Here is a 24,984-nt window from a genome sequence, read left to right as displayed (position 1 = left end):
TGACATAATCAACATATTAATCAATCCGCATTTTGTGTCTCTACCGTTCAGCAACGCTGATGGGATTGCGCCTTGACCTGCCCGGGTCCAGCCCGTCATCTGTGCCAAACAATCGGGGGGAACCATGACCGGACCGTTGCGCGACATCCGCATTCTTGATCTGACCAACGTGCTGGCCGGGCCGTTCTGCACCCATCAACTGGCCCACCTCGGGGCCGAGGTCATCAAGATCGAGGTGCCGGGATCAGGCGACCTCGCCCGCCAACTGGGGATGGACGAAGACCTGTCGGCGCAGGGCATGGGGATCTCGTTCCTCGCCCCGAACCCGGGCAAGAAATCGGTCACGCTGAACCTGAAATCTGCCACGGGCCGGGACATCCTGAAACGGCTGGTCGAAACCTCCGACGTGCTGGTCGAAAACTTCCGCCCCGGGGTGATGGACCGTCTGGGCCTGTCCTATGAGGTGCTCAAGGGCGTGAACCCCCGCCTGATCTATTGCGCGATCAGCGGGTTCGGCCAGAACGGCCCGCTCAAGGACCGCCCGGCCTATGACCAGATCGTGCAGGGCCTGTCGGGCGCGATGGCGATCACCGGTGACAAGTCCTGCAACCCGATGCGCGCTGGCTGGCCGATTGCCGACACGGTGGGCGGGCTGACCGCCGCGATGGCGATCTCGGCGGCGTTGAACGCACCGGAACGCGGCGCGTTCATTGACGTGTCGATGCTGGACAGCCTGATCGCCACGATGGGCTGGGCGGTGTCCAACCTGCTGATCGGCGGCGTCGCCCCGGTGCCCGCAGGCAACCAGAACCTGACCTCGTCGCCCTCGGCCGCCTATCGCTGTGCCGATGGTTGGTTGAACATCGCCGCCAACAAGCAGGAACAGTGGGAAGCGCTGGCGACCCACCTTGGCTTGTCAGAGCTGATCACCGATCCGCGCTTTGTCACCCGTTTCGACCGGCGACAGAACCGCGATGCGCTGAACACGCTGATCGAGGACAAGTTGACCGCCCAGTCAGTCGCCCATTGGGAACAGGCGCTGAACGGTCTTGGCATCCCGGCGGGCGGGATCAACAGCATGGAAGGCGCACTGACCCATCCGCAATACGTCCAGCGTGACCAGATCGGCGACTATACCCTGCCCGATGGCCGACAGGTGCGCGCCGTGCGCACCGGGATGCAGTTCGACGGTGCACCGCTGACCGTCGACAGCGCCCCACCCGCGCTGGGGGCCGACACGGACGATGTGCTGCGGGACCTTGGCCTGACCGAGGACGAAGTTGAAACCCTTCGCAAGGAGCGCGCGATATGAGCGACGTGTCTGACTGGTGGTCGACCGCGATCATCGACATGGAACCGGGCCGGATCGCATTGCGCGGCCATCCGATTCAGGACCTGATCGGCAACATCAGCTTTCCAGCCATGATCTGGTTGATGCTGCGCGGCACCCTGCCGACCGAGCCGCAGGCCAGGCTGCTCGAGGCGGCGCTGGTCTCTGCCGTCGATCACGGCCCGCAGGCCCCGTCGATCGCAACCGCGCGCATGGCGGTGACCTGTGGCGCCTCTCTGAACCAGGCGATGGCCTCGGCCGTGAACCTTCTGGACGACGTGCATGGCGGGGCGGGCGAACAGGCGGTGGAACTTTACCAGCGGATCGACGCCAGTGGCGACGTGGCCGCCGAGATCAGCCGCTGGCAGGACGAACGCGGCAAGTACCTGCCCGGCTTTGGCCACCGCTTTCACAAACCCACCGACCCCCGTGCCCCGCGCCTGATGGCACTGGTGCGCGACGCCGCCGCGGCAGGGGCCTGCGACGGCCGCTTCGCCGAAATTGGCGAGGCCGTCGAACGCCACCTGGCCACGGCGCGCGGCAAGCCCGTTCCGATGAACATCGACGGTGCCACGGCAGTGATCTATGCCGAACTCGGCTTTGCCGCACCGCTGGCGCGCGGGCTGTTCTGTCTGTCGCGTTCCGTCGGCATCCTGGCCCATGCCTGGGAACAGACCGAACAGGGCGGGCGCAACAAGGGACCGACCCCGCCGGCCTATCGCTGGACCTACACCGGCGGCTGAGCGCCGCCTGATGGTGGCGTTCACGAAAGCGTTGCATAGGCCCGGATTCTGCGATTAGGTGGTCCCGGGCGCCTGGTATACCAGGCAGAAAGCAAATGCCCCAAGGGAGGAAAAATATGAAAATCACGTTGAAGACGCTGGCCGCCAGCGTCGCCTTTGCCATTGCCGGTACGGCTTCCATGGCCACCGAATGCATCGCCCCCGCCAACGCCGGCGGCGGCTGGGATTTCACCTGCCGTCAGGTCGGCAAGATCCTCTATGACATCGGTCAGGTCGACGCGCCGGTGCAGGTGACCAACATGGCCGGCGGCGGCGGCGGTCTGGCCTTTGCCCATGTGGTGAACGAACGCAATGACGACCCCGATCTGATCGTGGCGGCGTCCTCGGCCACCACCACCCGTCTGGCACAGAACGCCTTTGGCGGCGCAACCGCCGACCAGGTGCGGTTCGTCGGTGCCATCGGGATTGACCCCGGTGTGATCGTCGTGGCCGCGGACAGCCCCTACAAGTCGCTGAAGGATCTGGTGGATGCGGCCGTGGCCAATCCGGGTTCCGTCGCCTTTGCCGGTGGCTCTGCCGTGGGTGGCTTTGACCACCTCAAGCCGCTGATGATCCTGAAAAAGGCCGGTTTGCAAGACATCACCAAAGTGAAATACATCGGTGTCGACGGTGGTGCCGACGCCATCACCCAGACCATCGGTGGCTTTACCCAGGCGATGACCGGCGACATTTCGGAAATCGTCGGTTTCCTGCAGTCGGGCGAAGTGCGTGCGCTGGCGATCCTGACTGAAGAGCGTGTGCCGGGCTTCGAGGACATCCCGACCGCCCGCGAACAGGGCTATGACGTGGTCGCCGGCAACTGGCGCGGTCTGTACGTTCCGCGCGGCATTTCGGACGAACAGTTCCAGGCCTGGGCCGACAAGCTGCAAGCCGTCGCCGACAGCCAGGAATGGAAAGACACCATGGCCGCCAACGGTCTGGCACCCTTCACCATGGTCGGCAGCAACTTCCAGGGCTACGTCGACGGTCTGGTGGCCGACATCCGCGAGATGTCAAAGGACATCGGCGTAATCCAATGATGACGACCGACCGCATCTTCGGAGTGGTCGTGATCCTTGGGGCGCTCGCGTATATCGCGGGCGCCTTCCAGATCCAGACCAGCTTTCTGTCCGATCCGGTGGGGTCCAAGACCTTTCCGGTGATCCTTGGTGGTGTGGCGATCCTGTGTGGGTTGGTCATGATCCTTCGGCCCGACGAACAGCCCGACTGGCCCGATCTGAAAACGCTCGTGGCCATTGCCATCGCCGCGATCACGATGGTGGCATATGCCTATGCGCTTAAACCCCTTGGGTTCCTGATCCCGACGGCAGTCTGTGCCGGGATCCTCAGCTTTCAGATCTCGCCGCGTGCCCTGCCCGCCGCGCTGACCGGTCTGGCATTGTCGATCGGACTGTTCATCATCTTCAAGTATATTCTTGGCCTGGGTCTACAGCCCGTGCCCAAGACCTGGCTGGGGTAAGTTCATGGAAATCCTGTCCAACCTAGCGATGGGCTTTGGCGTTGCCCTGTCGCCCTTCACCCTGATGCTGGCCGTGATCGGCTGTTTCCTGGGCACCATCATCGGCGCGCTGCCCGGGCTTGGCCCGTCGAACGGCGTCGCCATCCTGATCCCGCTGGCCTTCTCGCTGGGCCTTGATGCGACCTCGGCGCTGGTGCTGATGACCTCGGTCTACTACGGCGCGATGTACGGCGGCCGGATCAGTTCGATCCTGTTGAACATCCCCGGCGACGAACCGGCACTGATGACCACGCTCGACGGCTATCCCATGGCCAAGGCCGGCCGGGCCGGCGACGCGCTGGTCCTGTCGGGCTTTGCCTCTTTTTTCGGTGCGCTCTTTGCCACCATCGGCCTGATGATCCTGGCCCCGGCCCTGTCGCGCATCGCCTATAAATTCGGCCCGGCAGAATATTTCGCGCTGTACCTTCTGGCGTTCTCCACGCTGGGCGGGATCGCATCGAACAACCAGGCCAAGGCAGCGCTGGCGTCCTGTATCGGGCTGGGCATCGCGATGATCGGACTGGACAACCAGACCGGCATGCCGCGTTTCACCGGCGGAAACATGCACCTGATGGACGGGATAGATTTCCTTGTGGCCATCGTCGGCCTGTTCGCCGTGTCCGAGGTCTTCGTGTTCATCGAAAGCCACGGCAAAGGGTCGTCGATCGGCATCAAGCTGGACAAGGTGACCGTGCCGGTAAAGGAACTTGTCGGCGGAATCTGGACGATGTTGCGATCCTCGGTCATCGGGTTCATCGCCGGGATCCTTCCGGGTGCCGGGGCATCGCTTGGGTCTTTCCTGGCGTACATGAGCGAAAAGGGCGTGCAGGGCGAAAATTCCGGGTTCGGTAAGGGGGCACCCAAGGGCGTCATGGCGCCCGAGGCGGGCAACAACGCCGCCGCCGGGGGCGCGCTGGTGCCGATGCTGACGTTGGGCGTGCCCGGCTCGGGCACCACCGCCGTTCTGCTGGCGCTGCTGATGACCCTGAACATCACGCCGGGGCCGACGCTGTTCACCGACCGGCCAGAAGTCGTCTGGGGCCTCATCGCCTCGCTTCTGATCGCCAACTTCGTGTTGCTGGCGATGAACGTGCCGCTGGTGAAAATCTTCGTCAAGATCCTGTCGGTGCCGCCCTGGGTGCTGCTGCCGGGGGTGATGATGATTTCCTTCGTGGGCATCTATTCGCTGTCGGGCAGCTATTTCGACCTGCTGCTGATGATCGTTTTCGGCATCATCGGCTGGCTGTTCCGCAAGATGGATATCCCGACCGTGCCGATCATCCTTGGCATCCTTCTGGGCAACAACATGGAAGACGCGCTGCGCCGCGCCATGGTGCTGTCGGACGGGGACTGGACCTATCTGTTCAGCTCTGCCATTTCCATCGGCCTGTGGGCCTTCGCGGTGCTGGGCTTCGTCGCCCCGCTGTTCATGCGCAAGGTGCTGCGCAAACCTCAGGCGATTTCTGACTGATGACACGTATCCTGATCCCCTCCGGCGTGCTTGGCCTTGGCTTTGACGAGGACGCGCTCTGGCGTGGGGTCGGGATGCAGCCTGACCTGATCGCCATCGACGGCGGTTCAACCGACAGCGGGCCGGCCTCTCTGGGGTCGGCCACGTCGAAATATTCCCGCGCCGCGACCAAGGCGGAATGGCGCGTGCTGATGCAGGCACGGGCCAAGGCCGGTGTACCGCTGGTGATCGGCACATCCGGCACCGCGGGCACCGATGCCAATGTCGACTGGATGTACCAGATCACCTGCGAACTGGCGCAGGACCTGGGCCAGTCGCTGACCATTGCGCGGCTCTATTCCGAACAAAGCCCCGAAACCATTGCGCAGGCGTTCGAGGCCGGCAAGGTCACGCCGCTGGACCCCGCCCCCGATCTGGATGCCGACGCGATCCGCGGCATGACCCATATCGTGGCGCTGGCCGGGGCCGAACAGATCCAGGCGGCGCTGGCCACCGGGGCCGATATCGTTCTGGCCGGGCGCACCACGGATACCGCGATCATCGCTGCCCTGCCATTGCAGAACGGCGATCATCCGGGCGCGGCATGGCACGGGGCCAAGGTCGGCGAATGCGGCGCCCTGTGTTCGACGAACCCCACCAGCGGCGTGATCCTGGCCGATTTCGATGCCACCGGCTTTGCCGTGAAGCCGCTGGCGACAGGCGCTGTCTGCACCGCGCATTCGGTGTCGGCGCATATGCTTTACGAAAATTCTGACCCGTTCATCCTTTATGAACCCGGCGGGCATCTCGACGTGACCGCCGCGCGGTATCACCCGGCGGGCGATGGCGCGGTCCGGGTCGAGGGCGCGAACTGGGTCGTGGCCCCGGACTACCGGGTCAAGCTGGAGGCGGCGCGCGTGGCCGGCTACCAGACCACTTTGCTGGCCATCCTGCGCAACCGCCGCTACGTCGAAAACGCGGCCCTCTGGGCGGACAAGCTGAACACCTTCCTGCGCCGCGAAATCGCGCGCCGGATGGGCCTGAACGACGGCTATGTCCTCGATATCCGGCTGATCGGCGTGAACGCCACGCTTGGCACGCTGGAGGCACAGACCGGCGCCCCGGTCGAGGTCGGCGTGCTGGTCATCGTCACCGCCGACACGCAGGATCAGGCGACCGAGATCGGCAAGCTGATCAACCCGTTCCTGCTGCACTACCCGCTGACCGAGGACGAGGAACTGCCGACCTTCGCCTTTCCCTACTCGCCGGTCCATTCCGAACGCGGCGCGCTGTATGAATTTGCCATGAACCACGTCCTGACCCTGTCCGACCCGATGGACGCCTTCCGCATACAGGTGGACCGGATATGACGACGCTGGGCGAAAAGGTGGTCAAGGTGCGGTCCAAGAACGCCGGGCCGTTCTGGGTGACGGTTGATATCTTCTGCGGCGATGCAGACCGCTTTGCCGAGGTCCGGCAGGCGATCACGTCGGACCGGGTGGCCGACCTTTACAAGGTGCCGCTGGACAGCCTGAAACGCTTCGACATTGCCGAGCTTTCGGTGATCAAGTTTTCCTTCCCCCGCCCCGTGCCGCAGGCCTCGCCCCGCGACCGGGACCAGCACGGCGCGCAATATGCCGTCCTGCTCGAGGAACTGCCCCTTGGGTAGGATCATCGCCTTGGCCGTCGCGGCCGTGGGCGCTGCAGTCTTTGTCTATGCCGGCCTGCCCCTGCCCTTGCTTCTGGGGCCGATGCTGGCCTGCCTCGCCGCGGCGCTGGCGGGCGTGAAAATGAAAGGCATGGGCACCCTCGGCATCTTCATGCGGACCTTTCTTGGTGTCGCCGTGGGCAGTTCCGTTTCCCCGCAGGTAGTGGCGCAGATGCCGTCCTATGCCACGACGCTGGCCTTCGTCCCGGTCTTCATCCTTGTGATCGCGGCCTGCGGCTATCCGCTGTTCCGCTATGCCTTCGGCATGAACCACCCCACCGCGTATTACGGGTCGATGCCCGGCGGGCTGCAAGACATGCTGATCTTCGGCGAAGAGGCCGGCGGCGATCCGCGCGCGCTGTCGCTGATCCATGCCACCCGCGTTCTGGTGATCGTGACCATCGCCCCCCTGCTCATGCAATGGCTGTGGAACGCCGATCTGTCGGCCCCACCCGGCCAGCGCGCCAGCCAGATCGACCCGGTGGAAATCGGCATCATGATCGCCGCCGGGCTGATCGGCTGGAAAGTGGCGGAACGGATCAAGCTGTTCGGCGCGTCGATCCTTGGCCCGATGATCCTGACCGCGGCGCTGTCGCTGTCGGGCGTGATCACCCACCGTCCGCCGGCGGAAATCATCTGGGCGGCACAGTTCTTCATCGGCATCAGCGTCGGCGTGAAATACGTCGGCATCACCGGGCGCGAACTGCGCCATTTCGTGACGGCCGGTGCCGCCTATTCCACCGTTCTGGCGCTGATCAGCGTGGTCTTTATCGAAGCGATCAGCCTTCTGCACCTGGCCCCGCCCATCGACACCTTCCTGTCCTTCCTGCCGGGCGGCCAGGGTGAAATGGTGGTGATCGCGATCATCACCGGTGCCGATCTGGCCTTTGTCGTCAGCCACCATTTGCTGCGGCTGATCCTGGTGATTTCACTGGCCCCGGTGATGGCGCGGTATTTTCCGGGGCAAAAAGGCTGAAACGAAAACGCCCCGGGATCCCCCGGGGCGCATGATCTTGCGTTGTGCCGAACCGCTCAGCCCTTCAGGCGGCGGTTCCGGGCGGCCAGCAGCTTCAGCCGCAGCGCGTTCAGCTGGATAAAGCCCTGCGCATCCTTCTGATCGTAGGCGCCGGCGTCTTCCTCAAACGTCACATGCGCCTCGGAATACAGCGAATGATCCGACCAGCGCGCCACGGTGCGGGCCGACCCCTTGTACAGCTTCACCCGCACGGTGCCGGTGACATGCTCTTGCGACTTGTCGATCAGCGCCTGCAGCATCTCGCGCTCGGGCGAGAACCAGAAGCCGTTATAGATCAGCTCCGCATAACGCGGCATGATCGAATCCTTCAGGTGGCCCGCGCCGCTGTCCAGCGTGATCTGTTCGATGCCGCGATGCGCCTCAAGCAGGATGGTCCCGCCGGGGGTTTCATAGATCCCGCGCGACTTCATGCCGACGAACCGGTTTTCGACCAGGTCCAGACGGCCGATACCATGGGTGCGGCCCAGCTCGTTCAGCTTGGTCAGGATGGTGGCCGGGCTCATCGCCACGCCGTTGATGGCAACGGCATCGCCCTTTTCAAAGGTGATCTCGACCATTTCCGCGGTATCCGGCGCGTCCTCGGGGTGCACGGTCCGCTGATAGACATAGTCGGGCGCTTCCTGCGCCGGGTCTTCCAGGACCTTGCCCTCGGACGAGGTGTGCAGCAGGTTCGCGTCCACGCTGAACGGCGCTTCGCCGCGCTTGTCCTTGGCGATCGGGATCTGGTTCTTTTCAGCGAAATCCAGCAGCTTGGTCCGGCTGGTTAGATCCCACAGACGCCAGGGCGCGATCACCTTGATGTCGGGGTTCAGCGCATAGGCCGCCAGTTCGAACCGCACCTGGTCGTTGCCCTTGCCGGTGGCGCCATGCGACACCGCATCGGCACCGGTTTCGGCGGCGATCTCGACCAGACGCTTGGAAATCAGCGGGCGCGCGATCGACGTGCCCAGCAGGTACAGCCCTTCGTACAGCGCGTTGGCGCGGAACATCGGGAACACGAAATCGCGCACGAATTCTTCGCGAACGTCCTCGATATAGATGTTCTCAGGCTTGATCCCCAGCATCAGCGCCTTTTCACGCGCGGGCTCCAGCTCTTCGCCCTGGCCAAGGTCGGCGGTAAAGGTCACCACCTCGCAACCGTATTCGGTTTGCAGCCATTTCAGGATGATGGACGTATCGAGGCCGCCGGAATAGGCCAGAACGACTTTCTTGGGCGCGGACATGGGCAGTGTTTCCTTGGTCAAATCTGGCAGGCGGGATATAGGCTTTTGCGGTCCGGGGCAAGGCAAGCCCGCTGCGATTGACAGCCCCGGCCCCCGTCCCTAACGATTCACGTAAAACGAGCACGGAAAGGGTGTCGATGGCCGTTCGAATTTTTATGCATGCCTTGCGAATGATCTTCGGGGATCTCAAGACTGTCTTGCGCGTTTCCATCCCGGTAATCGTGGTGCTGGCCGCCGCCATTGCGATCTTCGGCGGCACCATGGTCACCGTATCCGATTTCCCGGCTGACGGGTTGGCGCTGCCAAGCCTCGGGCTGATGTCGCTGTTTTTCGTCGCCTATATCCTCGCGATCCTCTGGATGGCCGTGGCCTGGCACCGCTATTGCCTGCTGGCGGAATACCCCGGTGCGTTTCTGCCCAATTTCCACGGCGACCGGATCGCGGCCTATTTCGGCCGGATGCTGATGCTGGTGCTGATCGCAATGGTGATCGGCGGCCTCGGCAGTTTCGTGATCGGCCTGGTGATCGGAACCGGCTCTGGCTCGTTCGGCGTCGTTGGCGGCGCGTTGGGGCTGACCGGGATGCTGGCACTGATCTGGGCGTTTCAGCGCCTGTCGATCATCCTGCCCGCCGCCGCCATTGGCGAACCCCTGACGCTGGGCGAAGCGTGGGCGGCGACCGCACCGCTGTCCATGCCGATCATCGGGGTGCTGGTGCTGCTTTTGCTGTTTTCGCTGGCGATGGGCCTTGCCGTCGGTGCGCTGACCCTGATTCATCCGGCCATCGGGATGCTGGGCAACCTGATCATGTCATGGCTGCAAACCGTGTTGGGCCTGTCGATCCTGACCACGCTCTACGGCGTTGCCGTACAGGGCCGCGACATCGACTGACTTGCACGGCGCGCGGCTTTGATCCACTGAAATGGGCATGAGCGATTTTCAAGCCAGGGCGCGCGCCGCCACCGACGCCATGCGCGGGGTTTTCCCGCCGACCCCGCTGCTGCGTAACGCGCATCTGTCCGACCGGTTCGGGGCCGAGATCTACCTCAAGCGCGAAGACCTGAGCCCGGTGCGCAGCTACAAGCTGCGCGGCGCGTTCAACGCGATGCGCAAGCACCCCGATACACCGCTGTACGTCTGCGCCAGCGCCGGCAACCATGCGCAGGGCGTCGCCTACATGTGCCGCGAATTCGGCACCAGGGGTGTAATCTTCATGCCGGTGACGACACCGCAGCAGAAGATCCAGAAAACCCGCATGTTCGGCGGCGACAACATCGAGATCCGCCTGATCGGCGACTATTTCGATGACACGCTCGCCGCCGCGCAGGATTTCTGCGCCGAGGCCGGTGGATATTTCCTGTCGCCCTTCGACGACGAAGAGGTCATCGAAGGCCAGGCCAGTGTCGCGGTGGAAATCGCCGAACAACTGGGCCGTGCGCCCGATCAACTGGTGATTCCGGTGGGCGGGGGCGGCCTCTCTGCCGGGCTGCTGTCTTATTTCGGCACCGACACGAACTATACCTTTGTCGAACCCCTGGGCGGCGCCTGCCTGCGCGCCGCGCTGGCGGCGGGCAAACCGGTGCGCCTGCCCAGGGTCAACACCTTTGCCGACGGCGCCGCCGTCGCGCTGATCGGCAGCAAGACGTTCGAGGTGCTCAAAGGCGTGGGCCTTGCCAACGCGCTGACCATCCACGAAGACCGTCTTTGCACCACGATGCTGGAAATGCTGAACGTCGAAGGCATCGTTCTGGAACCGGCCGGCGCGCTGGCGATCGACGCGCTCAAGGACCTGGGGCAGTCGATCCGCGGCCGCACCGTCGTCTGCATCGCCTCGGGGGGGAATTTCGATTTCGAACGCCTGCCAGAGGTCAAGGAACGCGCCCAGCGCTATTCCGGGGTGAAGAAGTATTTCATCCTGCGCCTGCCGCAGCGCCCCGGCGCATTGCGCGGTTTCCTTGATCAGCTTGGCCCGAACGACGACATCGCCCGGTTCGAATACCTCAAGAAATCGGCGCGCAACTTCGGCTCGGTCCTGATCGGGATCGAAACCAGCGATCCGGCAAATTTCGAAATGCTGTACGCCCGCCTGGACGCAGCGGGTTTCACCTATCAGGACATCACCGAGGACGAGGTGGTGGCAGAATTCGTGATCTGATGCGGATCGACGGGCAAATCGCGGTGGTCACCGGCGGCGGCCAGGGCATTGGCCGCGCCATTTGCCGGGCGCTGGCGGCCAACGGCGCGCGCGTGATGGTCAGCGATCTGGATCCCGCCGCCGCAGCCCGCGTCGCGGCAGAGATCGGCGGCGCGGCGCAGGTCTGCGACGTGACCGACCCCGACCAGATCGCGGCGCTTGTGAAGGCGACCGAAGACCAGCTCGGCCCGGTCGACATCTGGATATCGAACGCGGGCTTCGCGCGGGGCGAACCGGGCGGCGCGGCCTCTGCCTCTGACGCCCATTGGCAGGCCAGCTGGGATGTGCACGTCATGGCCCACCTGCGCGCCGCCCGCCTGCTGATCCCCGGCATGCAGGCGCGCGGTCACGGCGCGCTGGTCAACGTCGCCTCTGCCGCCGGGCTGCTGTGCCAGATCGGCGATGCCGCCTATTCTGCCACGAAACACGCCGCCGTCAGCCTGGCGCAATCGCTGGCCATCACCCATGGCGACAAGGGCATTCATGTTGCGGTCGTCTGCCCGCTGTTCGTCGCAACGCCGCTCTTGGGGTATGATGACGACGCCCCGGAAAACACCCCGAACGACAGGGTGATCCTGCCGGCCGACGTGGCGCAGGCCCTGATCGACGGGCTGGAACAGGACCGTTTCCTGATCCTGCCACACCCCGAGGCAGGCGCCTATTTCCAACGCCGCGCTGCCGATACCGACCGCTGGATCAAGGGCATGTCGGCGCTGCGCCGCACGGTGGACAACGCCGTCGGCGACGCCGACGACCTGACCGCCATTCATCGCCACATCTGACCTATCCGTCCAACCGCGCCCGAAGGCCGGCCAGGAACTGGTCGCGCGATGCGGCATAGACCGCGCGCACCTGGTCCAGGTTCACATCCGTTTGCCCCTGCGCCGCGGCGCTTTCGCCGGCTTGGCACAGTTCGGCCAACGCCGAAAACCCAAGGTTCAGCGCGCTGCCCTTCAGGAAATGCAACCCCGCCTCAAACGCCGGTGCATCAAGCCCCGGATGCAGCCCGTCCAGGGCCTCTTCAACCTCGGCCAGGAACAGTTCAACCACTTCGCCAAACCCGTCCGGCCCGATCTCGTGGCGCAATATGCTGACTCGATCCCAAGCTATCATCGCCCATCCTCCTGCGGCGGCAGACTGACCCGTGAAGGTGAAGAATCCGTTTTTGCGGATTCGAAAAAACACCGCTCCGATTTTCACGGGAAATTAAACCGCCCTGGCGCAGGCTGCCGCCAAGGTGACGGGTAAAGAGTGAAAGGGCAGGCCTGACGTGAGCGTTCACGCCACGCATTCCGCAGCGCATCTGCAAGATGCGACACCGATCAAGCGGGTTCTGGTTGTCGACGACAGCCGGGTTCAGCTGCGGATCATGTCGTCGATCCTGCGGCGCTGGCACTATGACGTATGGGAAGCGTCGGGCGGCCAGCACGCGCTCGACCTCTGCGCACAGGTGCGGCCCGATCTGGTCCTGTCGGACTGGATGATGCCGGGCATGGACGGGCTGGAATTCTGTCGCCGGTTCCGCGCGATGACACGGGATCGCTATGGCTATTTCATTCTGCTCACGTCGAAATCGGAAAAGGGTGAAATCGTGCTGGGGCTGGATGCAGGCGCGGACGATTTCCTCAGCAAGCCAGTCAATTCCGACGAATTGCGCGCCCGGATCAACGCCGGGGCCCGGATGCTGGCGATGCAGCGCGAACTGGCGGCCACGCTGGGCACGCTGCAAAAACTCTACGACGACATCGACAAAGACCTGCAACAGGCCCGGCTGATCCAGGAATCACTGGTGCCCCGGCGGCGCGTGAAACAGGAAAACGGCACGGTCAGCCTGCTTTTGAAACCCTGCGGCCACGTCGGCGGCGATCTTGTCGGCATGTTCAGCCCCGGGCGCAACAGGCTTGGCGTCTACAGCATCGATGTGTCCGGCCACGGCATCACCTCGGCGCTGGTGACGGCGCGGATGGCGGGATACCTCAGCGCCGAGCATTTCGAGGAAAACATGGCGCTCGAACGCCGCTTCGATCAATTCTTTGCCTTGCGCCCGCCAGAACAGGTGGCCAGCCTGCTGAACCGCCGCCTGACCAACGACCGGGGCGTCGCCGAATACCTGACCATGGCCTATGCCACGGTCGATCTGAACAGCGGCAACGTCGCGATGGTGCAGGCCGGCCATCCGCCGCCGCTGCTGCTGCGTGCCGATGGCAGTCACCGTTTCATAGGTGACGGCGGCCTGCCCATCGGTTTGATGGAAAACGCCCGCTATGACCGGATCTCGTTCCGAATGCAGCCGGGCGACCGGCTGATCCTCTATTCCGACGGGCTGACCGAATGCGAAATCCAGGGCGGCCAGATGCTCGAAGAAGACGGTCTTGCGCAACTGGCGCTGGCCACGCCGCACCGTCTGCACGACACGGACTACCTTGATGACCTCTATTGGCGGCTGTGCCAGATGCGGGCACCCGGTTCGGACTATGTCGACGACATTTCCGCTGCGATGCTGGAATTCGCCCCCGATCAGCCCGAGTAGGCTGCCGCGAAATACCGATCGCCGGGATTGCCCAGCGCCTCGATCGCCAGGTCGGGGGGCATCCACACCGCCTCGTGCCCCGGTTCGGTCGGCGGGCCATAGGCGCGCACCGGCAGCGCGGTATAGATCACGCACAGCTTTTCCGCCCACAGGTCGTATTCCGGCATGTAGGTAAAGCGCCGGAACGCGCCCAGCCGCCGGGGCCGCGCGATATGCCAGCCGGTTTCCTCGAACACCTCGCGGTGCAGGGCCGTGATCGGCGATTCGCCGGGGTCGATGCCGCCGCCGGGCAGCTGGAATTCCGGTTCCGGCTCTGCCTGGTGGGTCAGCAGCAGCGCCCCGTCGCGCGGCAGCACAGCGTAAACACCGGTGCGCAGCGTGTATTTCCGGGCCGGGTCGGGCGCCTGTCCGAAACGTCTGATCATCTGTCCCTTGGTCCCCTGCTTGTCGCGCCTATATAGTCGCGGTATGCCATGCCGCCGGCAAATAAGGAATCCCCATGACTCTTGGCACCAAACTCGCCTGGGATGACACCGTTCTTCCCTTCCAGCTCGACGCTTCCGACATCCGGGGCCGCGTGGCCCGGCTGGACGGTGTGCTGAGCGGGATCCTGAAACAGCACAACTATCCCCCGCAGGTCGAGGCGCTGATCGCCGAAATGGCCCTGCTGACCGCGCTCATTGGCCAGACGATCAAGCTGCGCTGGAAACTGTCGCTTCAGGTGCAGACCAAGGGCGCGGTGCGGATGATCGCCACCGACTACTATGGCCCGGAAAAGGAAGGCGACCCCGCCCGCATCCGCGCCTATGCCAGCTTCGACCGCACCCGCATCACCGATGCCGCGCCGTTTTCGCAACTGGGCGAAGGCTATTTCGCGATCATGATCGACCAGGGCAAGGGCACCACACCGTATCAGGGAATCACACCGATCGCCGGCGGCTCGCTGGCCACCTGCGCCGAGGCCTATTTCGCCCAGTCCGAACAATTGCCGACCCGGTTCAGCCTGTCCTTCGGCAGATCGACCGAACGCGGCGGCGCCGAACACTGGCGCGCCGGTGGCATCATGATCCAGCACATGCCCAAGGCCTCTCCGTTTGCCCAGGGTGGGGCGACGGGCGACGCGGGGCTGCTGCACGCCCGCGACCTGGTCGATGGCGACGACGGTGAAAACTGGAACCGCGTGAACATCCTGCTCGACACGGTCGAAGCGCTGGAACTGATCGGCCCGTCGGTACCGCCCACCGATCTTCTGGTCCGTCTGTTCCACGAAGAGCGGCCGCGCGTGTTCGATGCCCAGCCGGTACGCTTTGGCTGCACCTGTTCCGAGGATCGCGTGCGACAAAGCCTGTCGATCTATTCCGCCAAGGACATCAGCAAGATGACCACCGAAGACGGCCGGGTCACCGCCGATTGCCAGTTCTGTGGCGCGCATTACGACCTGGATCCCACGACCGTCGGCTTCGAGGCCAAGGATGACTGATCTCGACGCGGTGCGCCGGGCGCTGACCCTGGACAGCGCCGCGTCGTCGGATTTCGATCTGAACCCCGAGGCCGTGCTGCCCGCGCACCGCAAACTGCGGCCCGCGGGTGTTCTGGTCCCCCTGATCGACGGGCCAACGGGCTGTCAGGTGATCCTGACCAAACGGTCGTCAGCGCTGAAACACCACCCCGGCCAGATCGCCTTTCCCGGTGGCAAGGTCGATCCCGCCGACGCCGATCCCACCGCCGCCGCCCTGCGCGAGGCGCACGAGGAAATCGGCCTGCCCCCCGGCATCGTTCAGGTGCTGGGAACCCTGCCCAGCCATGAAACCGTGACCGGTTTCTGCGTGACCCCGGTGGTCGCCCATGTCACCGCCGAGTTTCGCGACATCCCCGAACCGGGCGAGGTGGCAGAGGTGTTTCGCGTGCCGCTGTCCCATGTGACCGACCCGGTCAATTTCAGCATCCAGTCCCGCCGCTGGCGCGGGCAAAGGCGGCGCTATTTCACCGTGCCTTATGGGCCCTATTACATCTGGGGGGCGACGGCGCGCATCCTGCGCGGGCTGGCCGATCGCATGTCGAAATGAAGGTCACCGGCGACTGGTTGACCCGGCCGCAGACGCAAACCGTCATGGCGCTTCTGGAAAGCGCCGGGCATCTGGCGCTGCTGGTTGGCGGCTGCGTGCGCAACGCGCTGTTGGGGGCCCCGGTCGATGATATCGACATTTCCACCGACGCGCGGCCCGAACAGGTGATCGCGCTGGCCAGGGCGGCAGGGCTGAAGCCGGTGCCGACGGGCATCGACCATGGCACGATCACCGTCGTCGCCGATGGCATCCCGCACGAGATCACGACCTTCCGCGCCGACATCGAAACCGATGGCCGACGTGCCGTGGTGCGCTTTGCCGATGACGTGAGCGAAGACGCCCTGCGCCGCGATTTCACCATGAACGCGCTTTACGCCGACCGGCGCGGCACCATCGTCGATCCGCTGGGCGGCCTGCCCGACCTGATCGCGCGGCGCGTGCGCTTTATCCAGAACGCCGACACCCGCATCCGCGAAGACTACCTGCGCATCCTGCGGTTTTTTCGCTTCACCGCGTGGTATGGCAACCCCGACCTCGGCTTCGATCCCGACGCGCTGGATGCCATCGCCCGCAACCTAGACGGACTGGCGACCCTGTCGCGCGAACGTGTGGGGGCAGAACTGAAGAAACTCCTGCGCGCGCCCGATCCCGCCCCGGCAGCGGCCACCATGGCTCAGACCGGCGTGCTGCCCGCGCTGATCCCCGGCGCCGATGCCCGCGCGCTGGCGCCGCTGGTGCATCTGGAACAGGGGCTGGGCGCCCCCCCCGGCGCGCTCCGGCGGCTGGCCGCCATCGGCGCCTTCGACGGCGCCGCCCTGCGCCTGTCGAAAGCCGAACAGCGGCAGTTGTCGACCTTGCAAGACCTGATCGGCAGCGTCGAAAGCCCAGAGGAGCTGGGCTATCGCCACGGGCCGGACACCGCCCGCGACGTGGTGTTGCTGCGCGCCGCGATGCTGGGCGGGGACCTGCCCCCCAGGGCGCTGGCCCGCATCGCCACCGGTGCGCAGGCCACCTGCCCCGTCACCGCCCGCGACCTGCAACCGGGCCTGCAAGGCGCGGCACTGGGCCAAAGGCTGAAGCATCTCGAAGCGCTCTGGATCGCGTCGAACTTTACCCTTGGCCGGGACGATTTGCTGGCGCTCTGAACCGCACGCCATGCGCATACGATGTGCATAGGGTGTGCATGGGGTGTGCATCGTCGTTTTCCGCCCCTTGACCGCCCCCAAGCGGCACTTCAAACAGGGCGCCATGACGCTCGACCCGCTTTATGGATTTGTCTTCTTCGGCCTGTTTTCACCGGGTCCGAACGTGATCATGCTGACCACCTCCGGTGCCCGTTTCGGCCTGCGCGCCACCCTGCCCCACCTGTTCGGAGTCGTCGCAGGCGTCGGCATCACCTCTGGCCTGACCGGGTTCGGAATCGGCGCCGCGCTACAGTCCATGCCACGTCTGGAACTGGCGCTGAAACTCGCCTCCGCGGCCTGGATCCTTTATATGGCGTGGGGCCTTTGGCAATCGCGCCCCAAGGAACGCAGCCCCGACGAACGCCCGATGCGGTTCCACGAAGCAGTTCTGTTTCAATGGGTTAACCCCAAGGTCTGGGCGGTCGCGCTGGCCGCGTCCAGCGGCTATGCCTCTGACCTGTCGCCGCTCTGGGAGGCGCTGCGGCTGGGCTCCGCCTTCTCGGGGATCAATCTGGGGGTCTGCCTGTTTTGGACCTCGACAGGCGCGTTATTGACCTATTTATTGCACACACCTTTGGCCTGGCGCGTCTTCACCCGGGTGATGGCCACGGCGCTTGCGGCTTTCTCGGTCCTGATCTTCCTGTAACGGACCATCTGGCAAGGAGAAAACGATGTTCCGGTTTTTCGAGAACCTCGTCGATCCCTATTGCGACTACCCAGAGCAGGACACGCCGCCCCGCCGCGTTGTCCCGTTCCTGCGCGCCTATGCCAAACCTTTCAACGCCGTCCTTGTCCTGACCTTCGTGGCCAAGGTCCTTGTCGCGGTGATGGAACTGCTGCTGATCTGGTACCTGTCGCGGATCGTCGATCTGCTGGCGGGCAGCACACCGGAACGGATCTGGCCGGAACACGGGATGGAACTGCTGTTGGTGGGGCTGTTCATCCTGCTGCTGCGCCCGGTGATTGCCGTTCTGGACGTGGCGCTGTTGCACAACACCATCCTGCCGAACTTCGGCAACCTGATCCGCTGGCGCGCGCACCGGCAAGTGCTGCGGCAATCGGTGGGCTGGTTCGAAAACGACTTTGCCGGGCGCATCGCCAACCGCATCATGCAGACCCCCCCTGCGGCAGGTGAAGCGGTGTTTCAGTTGTTCGATGCCATGGCCTTTGCCCTGACCACCCTGATCGGATCGGTCGCCCTTTTGTCGGGATTCGACCCCTGGCTGGCCCTGCCGCTGACGGTCTGGATCGTTGGCTATCTCGCGCTTTTGCGCTGGACGGTGCTGCGCATGGGGCCCGCGGCCAAGGCCAGTTCCGACGCCCGCAGCGCTGTGACCGGGCGCATCGTCGACAGCTATACCAACATCCATTCGGTCAAGATGTTCGCCCATCACGACGGCGAACTGGCCTATGCCAAGGATGCCATCGAACACACGCGCCAGACCTTCATGTCGGAAATGCGCATCATCACCAAGATGGACCTGACGCTGACCGCGCTGAACGGCGCGCTGATCGTCGCGGTGACCGGACTGGCGCTGTGGCTGTGGAGCACGGGTGCCACCACCACCGGCGCGGTCGCCGCCGCCACGGCGCTGGTGCTGCGGTTGTCGAACATGACCTATTGGATCATGTGGGCCACCACCAACCTGTTCCAGAACCTTGGCGTTGTGGCCGAAGGGATGGAAACCATCGCCCAGCCCATTACCTTGACAGACGACACAGAAGCCAAGCCGTTGATCCTGTCCAAGGGCGCGGTGACGATCGAGACCCTGAGCCACCACTATGGCCGCGGAGCGGGCGGACTGGACAAGATTTCGCTGACCATCCGCCCGGGCGAAAAGATCGGGCTGGTGGGCCGGTCCGGGGCCGGGAAGTCGACGTTGGTAAAACTGTTGCTGCGATTCTACGACCCCGAGGGCGGTCGCATCCTGATCGATGGGCAGGACATCACCAAAGTGACGCAGGACAGCCTGCGTCTGGCCATCGGCATGGTCCAGCAAGACAGCGCGCTTCTGCATCGCTCGGTGCGCGATAACATTCTTTATGGCCGTCCCGACGCCACCGAAGAGGACATGATCGCCGCCGCAAAACAGGCGCAGGCGCATGACTTCATCCTTGATCTGGCCGACCAGCAGGGCCGCACCGGCTATGACGCGCATGTCGGGGAACGCGGGGTGAAGCTTTCGGGGGGGCAACGCCAGCGGATCACGCTGGCCCGCGTCATCCTGAAAGACGCACCGATCCTTCTGCTGGACGAAGCCACCAGCGCGCTGGACAGCGAGGTCGAGGCCGCCATTCAGGATACGCTTTACGGCATGATGGAAGGCAAGACCGTGATCGCCATTGCCCACCGCCTGTCCACCATCGCCCAAATGGACCGCATCCTTGTGCTGGATGGCGGCCATATTGCCGAAGAAGGCAACCACGCCGACCTTTTGGCGAAAAACGGGCTATATGCGGGTTTCTGGGCACGGCAGTCCGGTGGGTTCCTTGCGACGGAGACCGCAGAATGAACGCGGCAAACTGGATCGACGCATCTGCCCCGGCAAAGGGCGCCCCGCCGCGCCGGCTGTTGCCCTTCATCCGGTGGGCGCTGAAGGGCGCGTGGCGGATGCTTGCCGCGGCGTCGGTGGTTTCGATCTTCGGCGGCGTGGTCGAGGTCATGGCCGCGCTGATCCTTGGACAGGTGATCGACGCCGCGCTGTCGACCCCCGCCGATCAGGTCTTTGGCACCAACATGGGCACGCTGATCGGGGCGGCTGCGTTCTTTCTGCTGCTGCGCCCGCTGACCTTTGGCGCGTCGTCCTTCCTGCAATCCATCGTGGTCGGGCCGAACGTGTTCAACCTGTGCCTGTCGCGGCTGCACCGGTATACGCTGGGCCAGTCCGTCACCTTCTTCGATGACGATTTCGCCGGGCGTATCGCACAGAAGGAAATGCAGACCGCCCGCGCCCTGACCGACGTGGTGATCGAGATGATCCACACGGTGCTGTTCGCGCTGGCCTCGGTCATTGGGGCGATCATGCTGCTGGGCACGGTGGATTTCCGCATTGCCGCGGGACTGGTGGTGTGGCTGGTGGGATACCTGTTCCTGATCCGTCATTTCATGCCGCGGATCCGCCAGCGGTCCAAATCCCGCGCCGCCGCAAGGGCCATGGTGACGGGGCAGGTCGTGGATACCGTGACCAATATCAAGACGGTCAAGCTGTTCGCCCATGCCGATCACGAAGACCGCGCCGCGCTGGGCGCGATGAGCGCGTTCCGCGACAGGTCGCTGGAATTCGGCGAACTGTCGGTCACCTTCCGGTTCTGGCTGATGGCGCTGGCCGGGGTGCTGCCGGTGCTGTTGGTGGGCGGGGCGTTGTGGTACTGGTCGCGCGGGCTGGTCACGGCGGGCGACATCGCCGCCACCGGTGCGGTGTCGCTGCGGCTGGCGCAGATGACCGGCTGGGTCAGCTTCACGCTGATGGGCCTTTATGCCAACGTCGGAGAGGTCGAGGACGGCATGCGCACCCTGACCCCGCCGCATGGCCTGACCGATGCGCCCGACGCGGGCGAACTGCTGGTGCATTCGGGGCATATCCTGTTCCGCGACGTGGGGTATTCCTATGGTCGTGACACGGGTGGGATCGAACACATCGCGCTGGAAATCCGGCCGGGCGAAAAGGTGGGCATCGTCGGGGCCTCGGGGGCCGGGAAATCGACCCTGGTGGCGTTGCTCTTGCGGCTTTACGATACCGAAAAGGGCGCGATCGAAATCGACGGGCGCAACATTTCCACCGTGACGCAGGAAAGCCTGCGCCGCCAGATTGGGATGGTCACGCAGGAAACCGCGATGTTCAACCGTTCGGCGCTGGACAACATCCGCTATGGCCGCCCCGACGCAACCGAGGATGACGTGATCGCCGCCGCGAAAAAGGCCGAGGCGCATGAGTTCATCCTTGGGCTTGAGGATCACAAGGGCCGCAAGGGATACGCGGCGCACCTGGGTGAACGCGGGGTGAAACTGTCCGGTGGGCAGCGGCAGCGCATCGCGCTGGCCCGCGCCATCCTGAAAGACGCCCCGATCCTTGTTCTGGACGAAGCCACCAGCGCACTGGACTCAGAGGTCGAGGCCGCCATCCAGGATGCGCTGGAACGGGTGATGGAGGGCAAGACCGTACTGGCCATCGCGCACCGCCTGTCGACCATTTCGCATATGGACCGGATCGTGGTGCTGGATCGCGGCCATGTGGCCGAGGAAGGCACACATGCGGAACTGCTGGCCCGCGGCGGGCTTTATGCGCGGTACTGGGACAGGCAATCCGGTGGTTTTCTTGGATCAGAGGAGCAAGACGCCGCAGAATGAAACGTGTGATGATCGTCGGCCAACCCGGTTCGGGCAAATCGACACTGGCGCGGGAGATCGGCAAACGCACCGGCCTGCCCGTCTATCACATGGACCAGATCCACTGGCAACCCGGCTGGGTTGCCCGCGACAGGGGCCTGCGCGTGCACATGGCCAACGAAATCGAACTGCGGAAGACGTGGATCTTCGAAGGTGGGCTGTCGGAAACCTATCCACACCGGCTGTCGCGTGCCGACACGCTGATCGTGCTGGAAATTCCCTTGTGGCGGCGGGCGTGGCGGGTGTTCAAACGCACCCTGACAAACCTTGGCCGCAACCGTCCCGACCTGCCGGAAAACTGCCCCGAACGCTTTGACCCGGAGTTCTGGAAATGGATCTGGACGACGCGCCACAGCGCTGTCCTGCGTCACCGCGCGTTGATCAAGATCGCACCGGCGGACGTCGCCGTGCATCACCTGTGCAACAGCGCCGAGGTACGGGCCTTTCTGGAAAGCCTCGACAGCGCGGATGCGCCGGGGCATTAGGCGGGTATGACGACCTACCGTATCGACAGACTGGGCCATCAGGGCGACGGGATCGCCCAGGGGCCGATCTATGCCCCGGGCTGTTTGCCCGGCGAAGAGGTGACGGGCACGCTGGACGGGCAGGTGCTGCGCGACATCCGCATCATCACGCCCTCTGACGACCGGGTAAAGCCCCCCTGTCCGCACGCGAAATCCTGTGGCGGCTGCCAGTTGCAACACGCCAGCGACGATTTCGTCGCCGCGTGGAAACGGCAGGTGGTCGAAACCGCCCTGCGCGCACAGGGGATCGACGCAACGGTGACGGGGCCGCTGACCTCGCCCGCGCGCAGCCGCCGCCGCGCGGCCATCAGTGCCCGGCGCACCAAGAAAGGTGCACTGGCGGGGTTTCACATGAAGGGATCGGACGTGGTCGTGTCGGTTCCCAACTGCCAACTGGTGCACCCGAACCTCGCCGCCGCGCTGCCGATGGTCGAGGCGCTTGCAATCCTCGGCGCCAGCCGCAAGGGAGAGCTTTCGGTTCTGGTGACGCTGTCAGAGGCCGGGCTGGACGTGGATGTCTCGGGCGGCAAGCCGCTCGAGTCTGCCTTGCAATCGCAACTGGCCGAACTGGCCCGCGAATACGATCTGGCCCGCGTCGGCTGGGACGGTGAAACCGCGCTGACCCGCCGCCCGGCGATCCGCCACTTTGGCCCGGTGGCCATCACCCCGCCCTCACGCGCGTTCCTGCAAGCCACTGCCGAAGGCGAGGCCGCGCTGCGCGATGCGGTCATGGACCTGACCGAAGGTGCCAAACATGTGGTCGACCTGTTCGCCGGCTGCGGCACCTTTGCCCTGCCGCTGTCGACCCGCGCCCGCGTGCACGCGGTCGAAGGTGATGCGGCAATGGTCCGGGCGCTGGATCAGGCCTGGCGCATGGGCGACGGGCTGCGCCATGTGACCCATGCCGCGCGCGACCTGTATCGCAACCCGCTGTTGCCGGACGAACTGAATCGATTCGACGCTGCTGTGATCGATCCACCCCGCGCCGGGGCCGACTCGCAGATCGCCGCGTTGGCCGACAGCAAGGTGCCGGTGATTGCCTATGTTTCGTGCAACCCGGTCACCTTTGCCCGCGATGCGGCCTGTTTGATCCGAGCGGGCTTTGACATCGGGACGGTTACCGTGGTCGATCAATTCAGGTGGTCCACCCATGTCGAGCTGATTGCAGGGTTCAGCCGATCCTTTTGATCTGTTTTCCTATGCCGATTTCGGGTATGTTCCCGGATTGAGGCAAAACAAAAAAACAGGCTCACAGGTTCATGTGGATCATCAGGTTATCTCTGATGCTGATCCTTTCGCTTGGCGTGGCAGGATGCAGCACAAAGTTCATATCTTACGACGGGCCAGAAGTCACCCGCATCATCGTTCACAAGGGCGAACGGCGGATGTATCTGATGCATCACGACCGGGTGTTGCGCGGGTTTGACATCGGGCTGGGTTTCACCCCCGAAGGCGACAAGAAACATCAGGGCGACGGCAAGACGCCCGAAGGCGAATATTTCATCGACCGGCGCAACCCGAACAGCGAATACCACCTGTCGCTGGGCATTTCCTATCCCAGCCCGCAGGACCGGTACGAAGCGCGGTTGCTGGGCAAGGATCCGGGCGGTGACATCTTTATCCATGGCCGCCCGCCGGAATACCAGACCGGCGGACGCGACTGGACCTGGGGCTGCATCGCCGTCACCGACCGAGAGATCGAGCGCATCTATGCCATGGTGAAGGACGGCACGCCGATCACGATCAACCCGTAACCGGCGTCGACACCTCGATCAGGTTGCCATCTGGATCGCGCAGGTAGACCGACAGGATCGGCCCGGTTGCCCCCGTCCGGGGCACCGGGCCTTGTTCTATCTCGACACCCAACACCGCAAGCCGCGCCAGCCAATCGTCCAGCGCTGTTTCGGTCAGGAAACACAGGTCCGCCGATCCCGGTTTCGGCACCTGTGCCTTGGGGTCGAATTCATGCCCCGCCCGGTGCAGGTTGATCTTTTGCTGCCCGAATATCAGCGCCCAGCGCGTGCTGCCATCAGCCACACGGAACGGTTCAGGCACCATCCCCAGAACGTCGCGATAAAATGCCAGCGTCGCGTCGATGTCGGCAACGGTCAGCACAAGATGATCAAGCGACTGGACGGCAGGGGGCATGCTGGCAATAGTCCTGATAAAGAAAGGCCAAGCCCATGTCTGACGAAAACCCCGCCTGCCGTCAAACCGACCCGATGGATCCCGCCCGTGCCGAAGCGCTGCTGCGCACGCTGGGGCGCGATGGCGATATCCGCGCCGGTGACGCGCTGCCACCATTTTTCCATCAGGTCTATTTCTGGGATGCGCTGACATCGGCGCTCCTGGGGCGCGACGGGCATCCGCGCGTCGGACAGGGACTGATCCCTGATATGGGCCTGCCGCGACGCATGTGGGCCGGTGGTGCGCTTGCGTTCCATGCCCCCCTGCGCGCGGGAATCGCCGCTGAAAAACTGTCATCGGTCCTCAAGGCCGAACGCAAGACGGGGCGCACCGGCCCGCTGGGCTTTGTTACGCTGGAACATCAGATCTGGCAGGAAGACACGTTGTGCGTCACCGACAGGCAGGATCTGGTCTATCGCGAAGACCCGGACCCGACCGCTCCGACACCGGAACCGCCGCTGGCCAATACCGACGAAGACAGCGCGATCGATGTGCAGTTCGACAGCACCACGCTGTTTCGCTATTCCGCGCTGACCTTCAACGGCCATCGCATCCACTATGACCTCGACTATGCCAAACAGGTCGAAGGCTATGGCGGGTTGGTGGTGCACGGCCCCCTTCTGGCGCAATTGCTGATGCTGATGGCCGACACGCCGGCCGCTCCGTTGCGCAGCTTTGCCTTCCGGGCCACCGCGCCGCTGATGCATTTCGAAACCGCCACGCTGTGCCGCAAGGGCGATCAGGGCTGGGTGCGCGCGCCAGACGGGCGGCAATGCATGATCGCGCGGATCAATGGCGGATAAACAATACCCCGCCTCTTTCGAGGCGGGGCACTACCGCTTACCGTACTTAGCACTGGTCACGC

General features: G+C 64.5%; 26 protein-coding genes. 22 read left to right on the top strand and 4 right to left on the bottom strand.

Going from position 1 to position 24,984, the window contains the following annotated elements; all coding sequences use genetic code 11:
• Positions 1-124: 124 nt before the first annotated feature.
• The 8 genes from VK792_RS05340 (at position 125) to VK792_RS05305 (ending at position 7,765) form a co-directional block, all read left to right on the top strand.
• A complete protein-coding gene (locus VK792_RS05340; protein ID WP_326296325.1) occupies positions 125-1,312 on the top strand; it encodes a CaiB/BaiF CoA transferase family protein in 1,188 nt (395 codons plus the stop codon).
• Entirely contained in the window at positions 1,309-2,073 is a 765-nt protein-coding gene (locus VK792_RS05335) for a citryl-CoA lyase (protein WP_326296324.1), read from the top strand. The genes VK792_RS05340 and VK792_RS05335 overlap by 4 nt, the downstream gene beginning before the upstream one ends.
• A gap of 116 nt (positions 2,074-2,189) precedes the next feature.
• Positions 2,190-3,152: a Bug family tripartite tricarboxylate transporter substrate binding protein gene (locus VK792_RS05330; protein ID WP_326296323.1), complete on the top strand. Its 963-nt coding sequence runs from the start codon at positions 2,190-2,192 to the stop codon at positions 3,150-3,152.
• On the top strand, positions 3,149-3,592 hold the full coding sequence (locus tag VK792_RS05325) for a tripartite tricarboxylate transporter TctB family protein (RefSeq protein ID WP_326296322.1): 444 nt from the start codon (positions 3,149-3,151) through the stop codon (positions 3,590-3,592). Before VK792_RS05330 ends, VK792_RS05325 begins: the two co-directional genes overlap by 4 nt.
• Before the next feature lie 4 nt (positions 3,593-3,596).
• Positions 3,597-5,102: a tripartite tricarboxylate transporter permease gene (locus VK792_RS05320; protein WP_326296321.1), complete on the top strand. Its 1,506-nt coding sequence runs from the start codon at positions 3,597-3,599 to the stop codon at positions 5,100-5,102.
• The gene (locus VK792_RS05315) at positions 5,102-6,451 is read left to right on the top strand and encodes an acyclic terpene utilization AtuA family protein (RefSeq protein ID WP_326296320.1); all 1,350 of its coding nucleotides are present in this window, start codon (positions 5,102-5,104) and stop codon (positions 6,449-6,451) included. The genes VK792_RS05320 and VK792_RS05315 overlap by 1 nt, the downstream gene beginning before the upstream one ends.
• Positions 6,448-6,750 (top strand): DUF4387 family protein, encoded by a 303-nt coding sequence (locus VK792_RS05310; RefSeq protein ID WP_326296319.1) that lies wholly within the window; start codon positions 6,448-6,450, stop codon positions 6,748-6,750. Before VK792_RS05315 ends, VK792_RS05310 begins: the two co-directional genes overlap by 4 nt.
• On the top strand, positions 6,743-7,765 hold the full coding sequence (locus tag VK792_RS05305) for an AbrB family transcriptional regulator (protein WP_326296318.1): 1,023 nt from the start codon (positions 6,743-6,745) through the stop codon (positions 7,763-7,765). The genes VK792_RS05310 and VK792_RS05305 overlap by 8 nt, the downstream gene beginning before the upstream one ends.
• A gap of 56 nt (positions 7,766-7,821) precedes the next feature.
• Here the strand turns inward: VK792_RS05305 and VK792_RS05300 are convergent, their stop codons facing one another.
• Positions 7,822-9,048 carry an argininosuccinate synthase gene (locus tag VK792_RS05300; RefSeq protein WP_326296317.1) on the bottom strand — a complete coding sequence of 409 codons (1,227 nt, stop codon included), beginning with the start codon at positions 9,046-9,048 and terminating at the stop codon, positions 7,822-7,824.
• A 170-nt stretch (positions 9,049-9,218) separates the two neighbouring features.
• On the opposite strand from VK792_RS05300, the gene VK792_RS05295 reads away from it, so the two are divergent.
• The 3 genes from VK792_RS05295 to VK792_RS05285 are packed head-to-tail and all read left to right on the top strand — an operon-like array spanning position 9,219 to position 12,023.
• Positions 9,219-9,938, top strand: coding sequence for a hypothetical protein (locus tag VK792_RS05295; RefSeq protein ID WP_326296316.1), 720 nt, complete (start codon positions 9,219-9,221; stop codon positions 9,936-9,938).
• A 37-nt stretch (positions 9,939-9,975) separates the two neighbouring features.
• The gene (gene ilvA, locus VK792_RS05290) at positions 9,976-11,202 is read left to right on the top strand and encodes a threonine ammonia-lyase IlvA (protein ID WP_326296315.1); all 1,227 of its coding nucleotides are present in this window, start codon (positions 9,976-9,978) and stop codon (positions 11,200-11,202) included.
• Entirely contained in the window at positions 11,202-12,023 is an 822-nt protein-coding gene (locus VK792_RS05285; protein WP_326296314.1) for an SDR family oxidoreductase, read from the top strand. Before ilvA ends, VK792_RS05285 begins: the two co-directional genes overlap by 1 nt.
• A 1-nt stretch (position 12,024) precedes the next feature.
• Here VK792_RS05285 and VK792_RS05280 read toward each other — a convergent pair whose 3' ends face one another.
• The gene (locus VK792_RS05280) at positions 12,025-12,354 is read right to left on the bottom strand and encodes an Hpt domain-containing protein (RefSeq protein ID WP_326296313.1); all 330 of its coding nucleotides are present in this window, start codon (positions 12,352-12,354) and stop codon (positions 12,025-12,027) included.
• Positions 12,355-12,511: 157 nt separating this feature from the next.
• Between VK792_RS05280 and VK792_RS05275 the strand changes: the two genes are divergently transcribed.
• Positions 12,512-13,771, top strand: coding sequence for a PP2C family protein-serine/threonine phosphatase (locus VK792_RS05275; RefSeq protein WP_326296312.1), 1,260 nt, complete (start codon positions 12,512-12,514; stop codon positions 13,769-13,771).
• On the opposite strand, the gene VK792_RS05270 is transcribed toward VK792_RS05275, so the two are convergent.
• Positions 13,759-14,196 (bottom strand): NUDIX hydrolase, encoded by a 438-nt coding sequence (locus VK792_RS05270; RefSeq protein WP_326296311.1) that lies wholly within the window; start codon positions 14,194-14,196, stop codon positions 13,759-13,761. The genes VK792_RS05275 and VK792_RS05270 overlap by 13 nt on opposite strands.
• Positions 14,197-14,270: 74 nt before the next feature.
• Here VK792_RS05270 and hslO point away from each other — a divergent pair, with 74 nt between their 5' ends.
• The 9 genes from hslO (at position 14,271) to VK792_RS05225 (ending at position 23,686) form a co-directional block, all read left to right on the top strand.
• On the top strand, positions 14,271-15,251 hold the full coding sequence (gene hslO, locus VK792_RS05265; RefSeq protein WP_326296310.1) for an Hsp33 family molecular chaperone HslO: 981 nt from the start codon (positions 14,271-14,273) through the stop codon (positions 15,249-15,251).
• Positions 15,244-15,837 carry a CoA pyrophosphatase gene (locus VK792_RS05260; RefSeq protein WP_326296309.1) on the top strand — a complete coding sequence of 198 codons (594 nt, stop codon included), beginning with the start codon at positions 15,244-15,246 and terminating at the stop codon, positions 15,835-15,837. Before hslO ends, VK792_RS05260 begins: the two co-directional genes overlap by 8 nt.
• Positions 15,834-16,982 (top strand): CCA tRNA nucleotidyltransferase, encoded by a 1,149-nt coding sequence (locus VK792_RS05255; protein WP_326296308.1) that lies wholly within the window; start codon positions 15,834-15,836, stop codon positions 16,980-16,982. Before VK792_RS05260 ends, VK792_RS05255 begins: the two co-directional genes overlap by 4 nt.
• Before the next feature lie 103 nt (positions 16,983-17,085).
• Complete coding sequence (locus VK792_RS05250; protein ID WP_326296307.1) at positions 17,086-17,667, top strand: LysE family translocator; 582 nt, start codon at positions 17,086-17,088, stop codon at positions 17,665-17,667.
• A 25-nt stretch (positions 17,668-17,692) separates the two neighbouring features.
• Positions 17,693-19,534: an ABC transporter ATP-binding protein gene (locus VK792_RS05245; RefSeq protein WP_326296306.1), complete on the top strand. Its 1,842-nt coding sequence runs from the start codon at positions 17,693-17,695 to the stop codon at positions 19,532-19,534.
• Positions 19,531-21,369, top strand: a complete 1,839-nt coding sequence (locus VK792_RS05240; protein WP_326296305.1) for an ABC transporter ATP-binding protein — start codon at positions 19,531-19,533, stop codon at positions 21,367-21,369. Before VK792_RS05245 ends, VK792_RS05240 begins: the two co-directional genes overlap by 4 nt.
• Positions 21,366-21,893, top strand: a complete 528-nt coding sequence (locus tag VK792_RS05235) for a P-loop NTPase family protein (protein ID WP_326296304.1) — start codon at positions 21,366-21,368, stop codon at positions 21,891-21,893. The genes VK792_RS05240 and VK792_RS05235 overlap by 4 nt, the downstream gene beginning before the upstream one ends.
• Before the next feature lie 6 nt (positions 21,894-21,899).
• A complete protein-coding gene (locus VK792_RS05230; RefSeq protein ID WP_326296303.1) occupies positions 21,900-23,120 on the top strand; it encodes a class I SAM-dependent RNA methyltransferase in 1,221 nt (406 codons plus the stop codon).
• A 71-nt stretch (positions 23,121-23,191) separates the two neighbouring features.
• Positions 23,192-23,686 carry a L,D-transpeptidase family protein gene (locus tag VK792_RS05225; protein ID WP_326296302.1) on the top strand — a complete coding sequence of 165 codons (495 nt, stop codon included), beginning with the start codon at positions 23,192-23,194 and terminating at the stop codon, positions 23,684-23,686.
• Here the strand turns inward: VK792_RS05225 and VK792_RS05220 are convergent.
• Positions 23,676-24,080: a VOC family protein gene (locus tag VK792_RS05220; protein WP_326296301.1), complete on the bottom strand. Its 405-nt coding sequence runs from the start codon at positions 24,078-24,080 to the stop codon at positions 23,676-23,678. The two genes, VK792_RS05225 and VK792_RS05220, sit on opposite strands and share 11 nt — an antisense overlap.
• 35 nt (positions 24,081-24,115) lie before the next feature.
• On the opposite strand from VK792_RS05220, the gene VK792_RS05215 reads away from it, so the two are divergent.
• Complete coding sequence (locus tag VK792_RS05215; protein WP_326296300.1) at positions 24,116-24,922, top strand: HTD2 family dehydratase; 807 nt, start codon at positions 24,116-24,118, stop codon at positions 24,920-24,922.
• Positions 24,923-24,984: the final 62 nt, after the last annotated feature.

The organism is Mesobacterium hydrothermale (assembly GCF_035818635.1).
Taxonomy (GTDB): domain Bacteria; phylum Pseudomonadota; class Alphaproteobacteria; order Rhodobacterales; family Rhodobacteraceae; genus Mesobacterium_A; species Mesobacterium_A hydrothermale.
The sequence above is the reverse complement of the archived record's forward strand: the minus strand, read 5'-3'. Positions and strand labels throughout refer to the sequence as shown.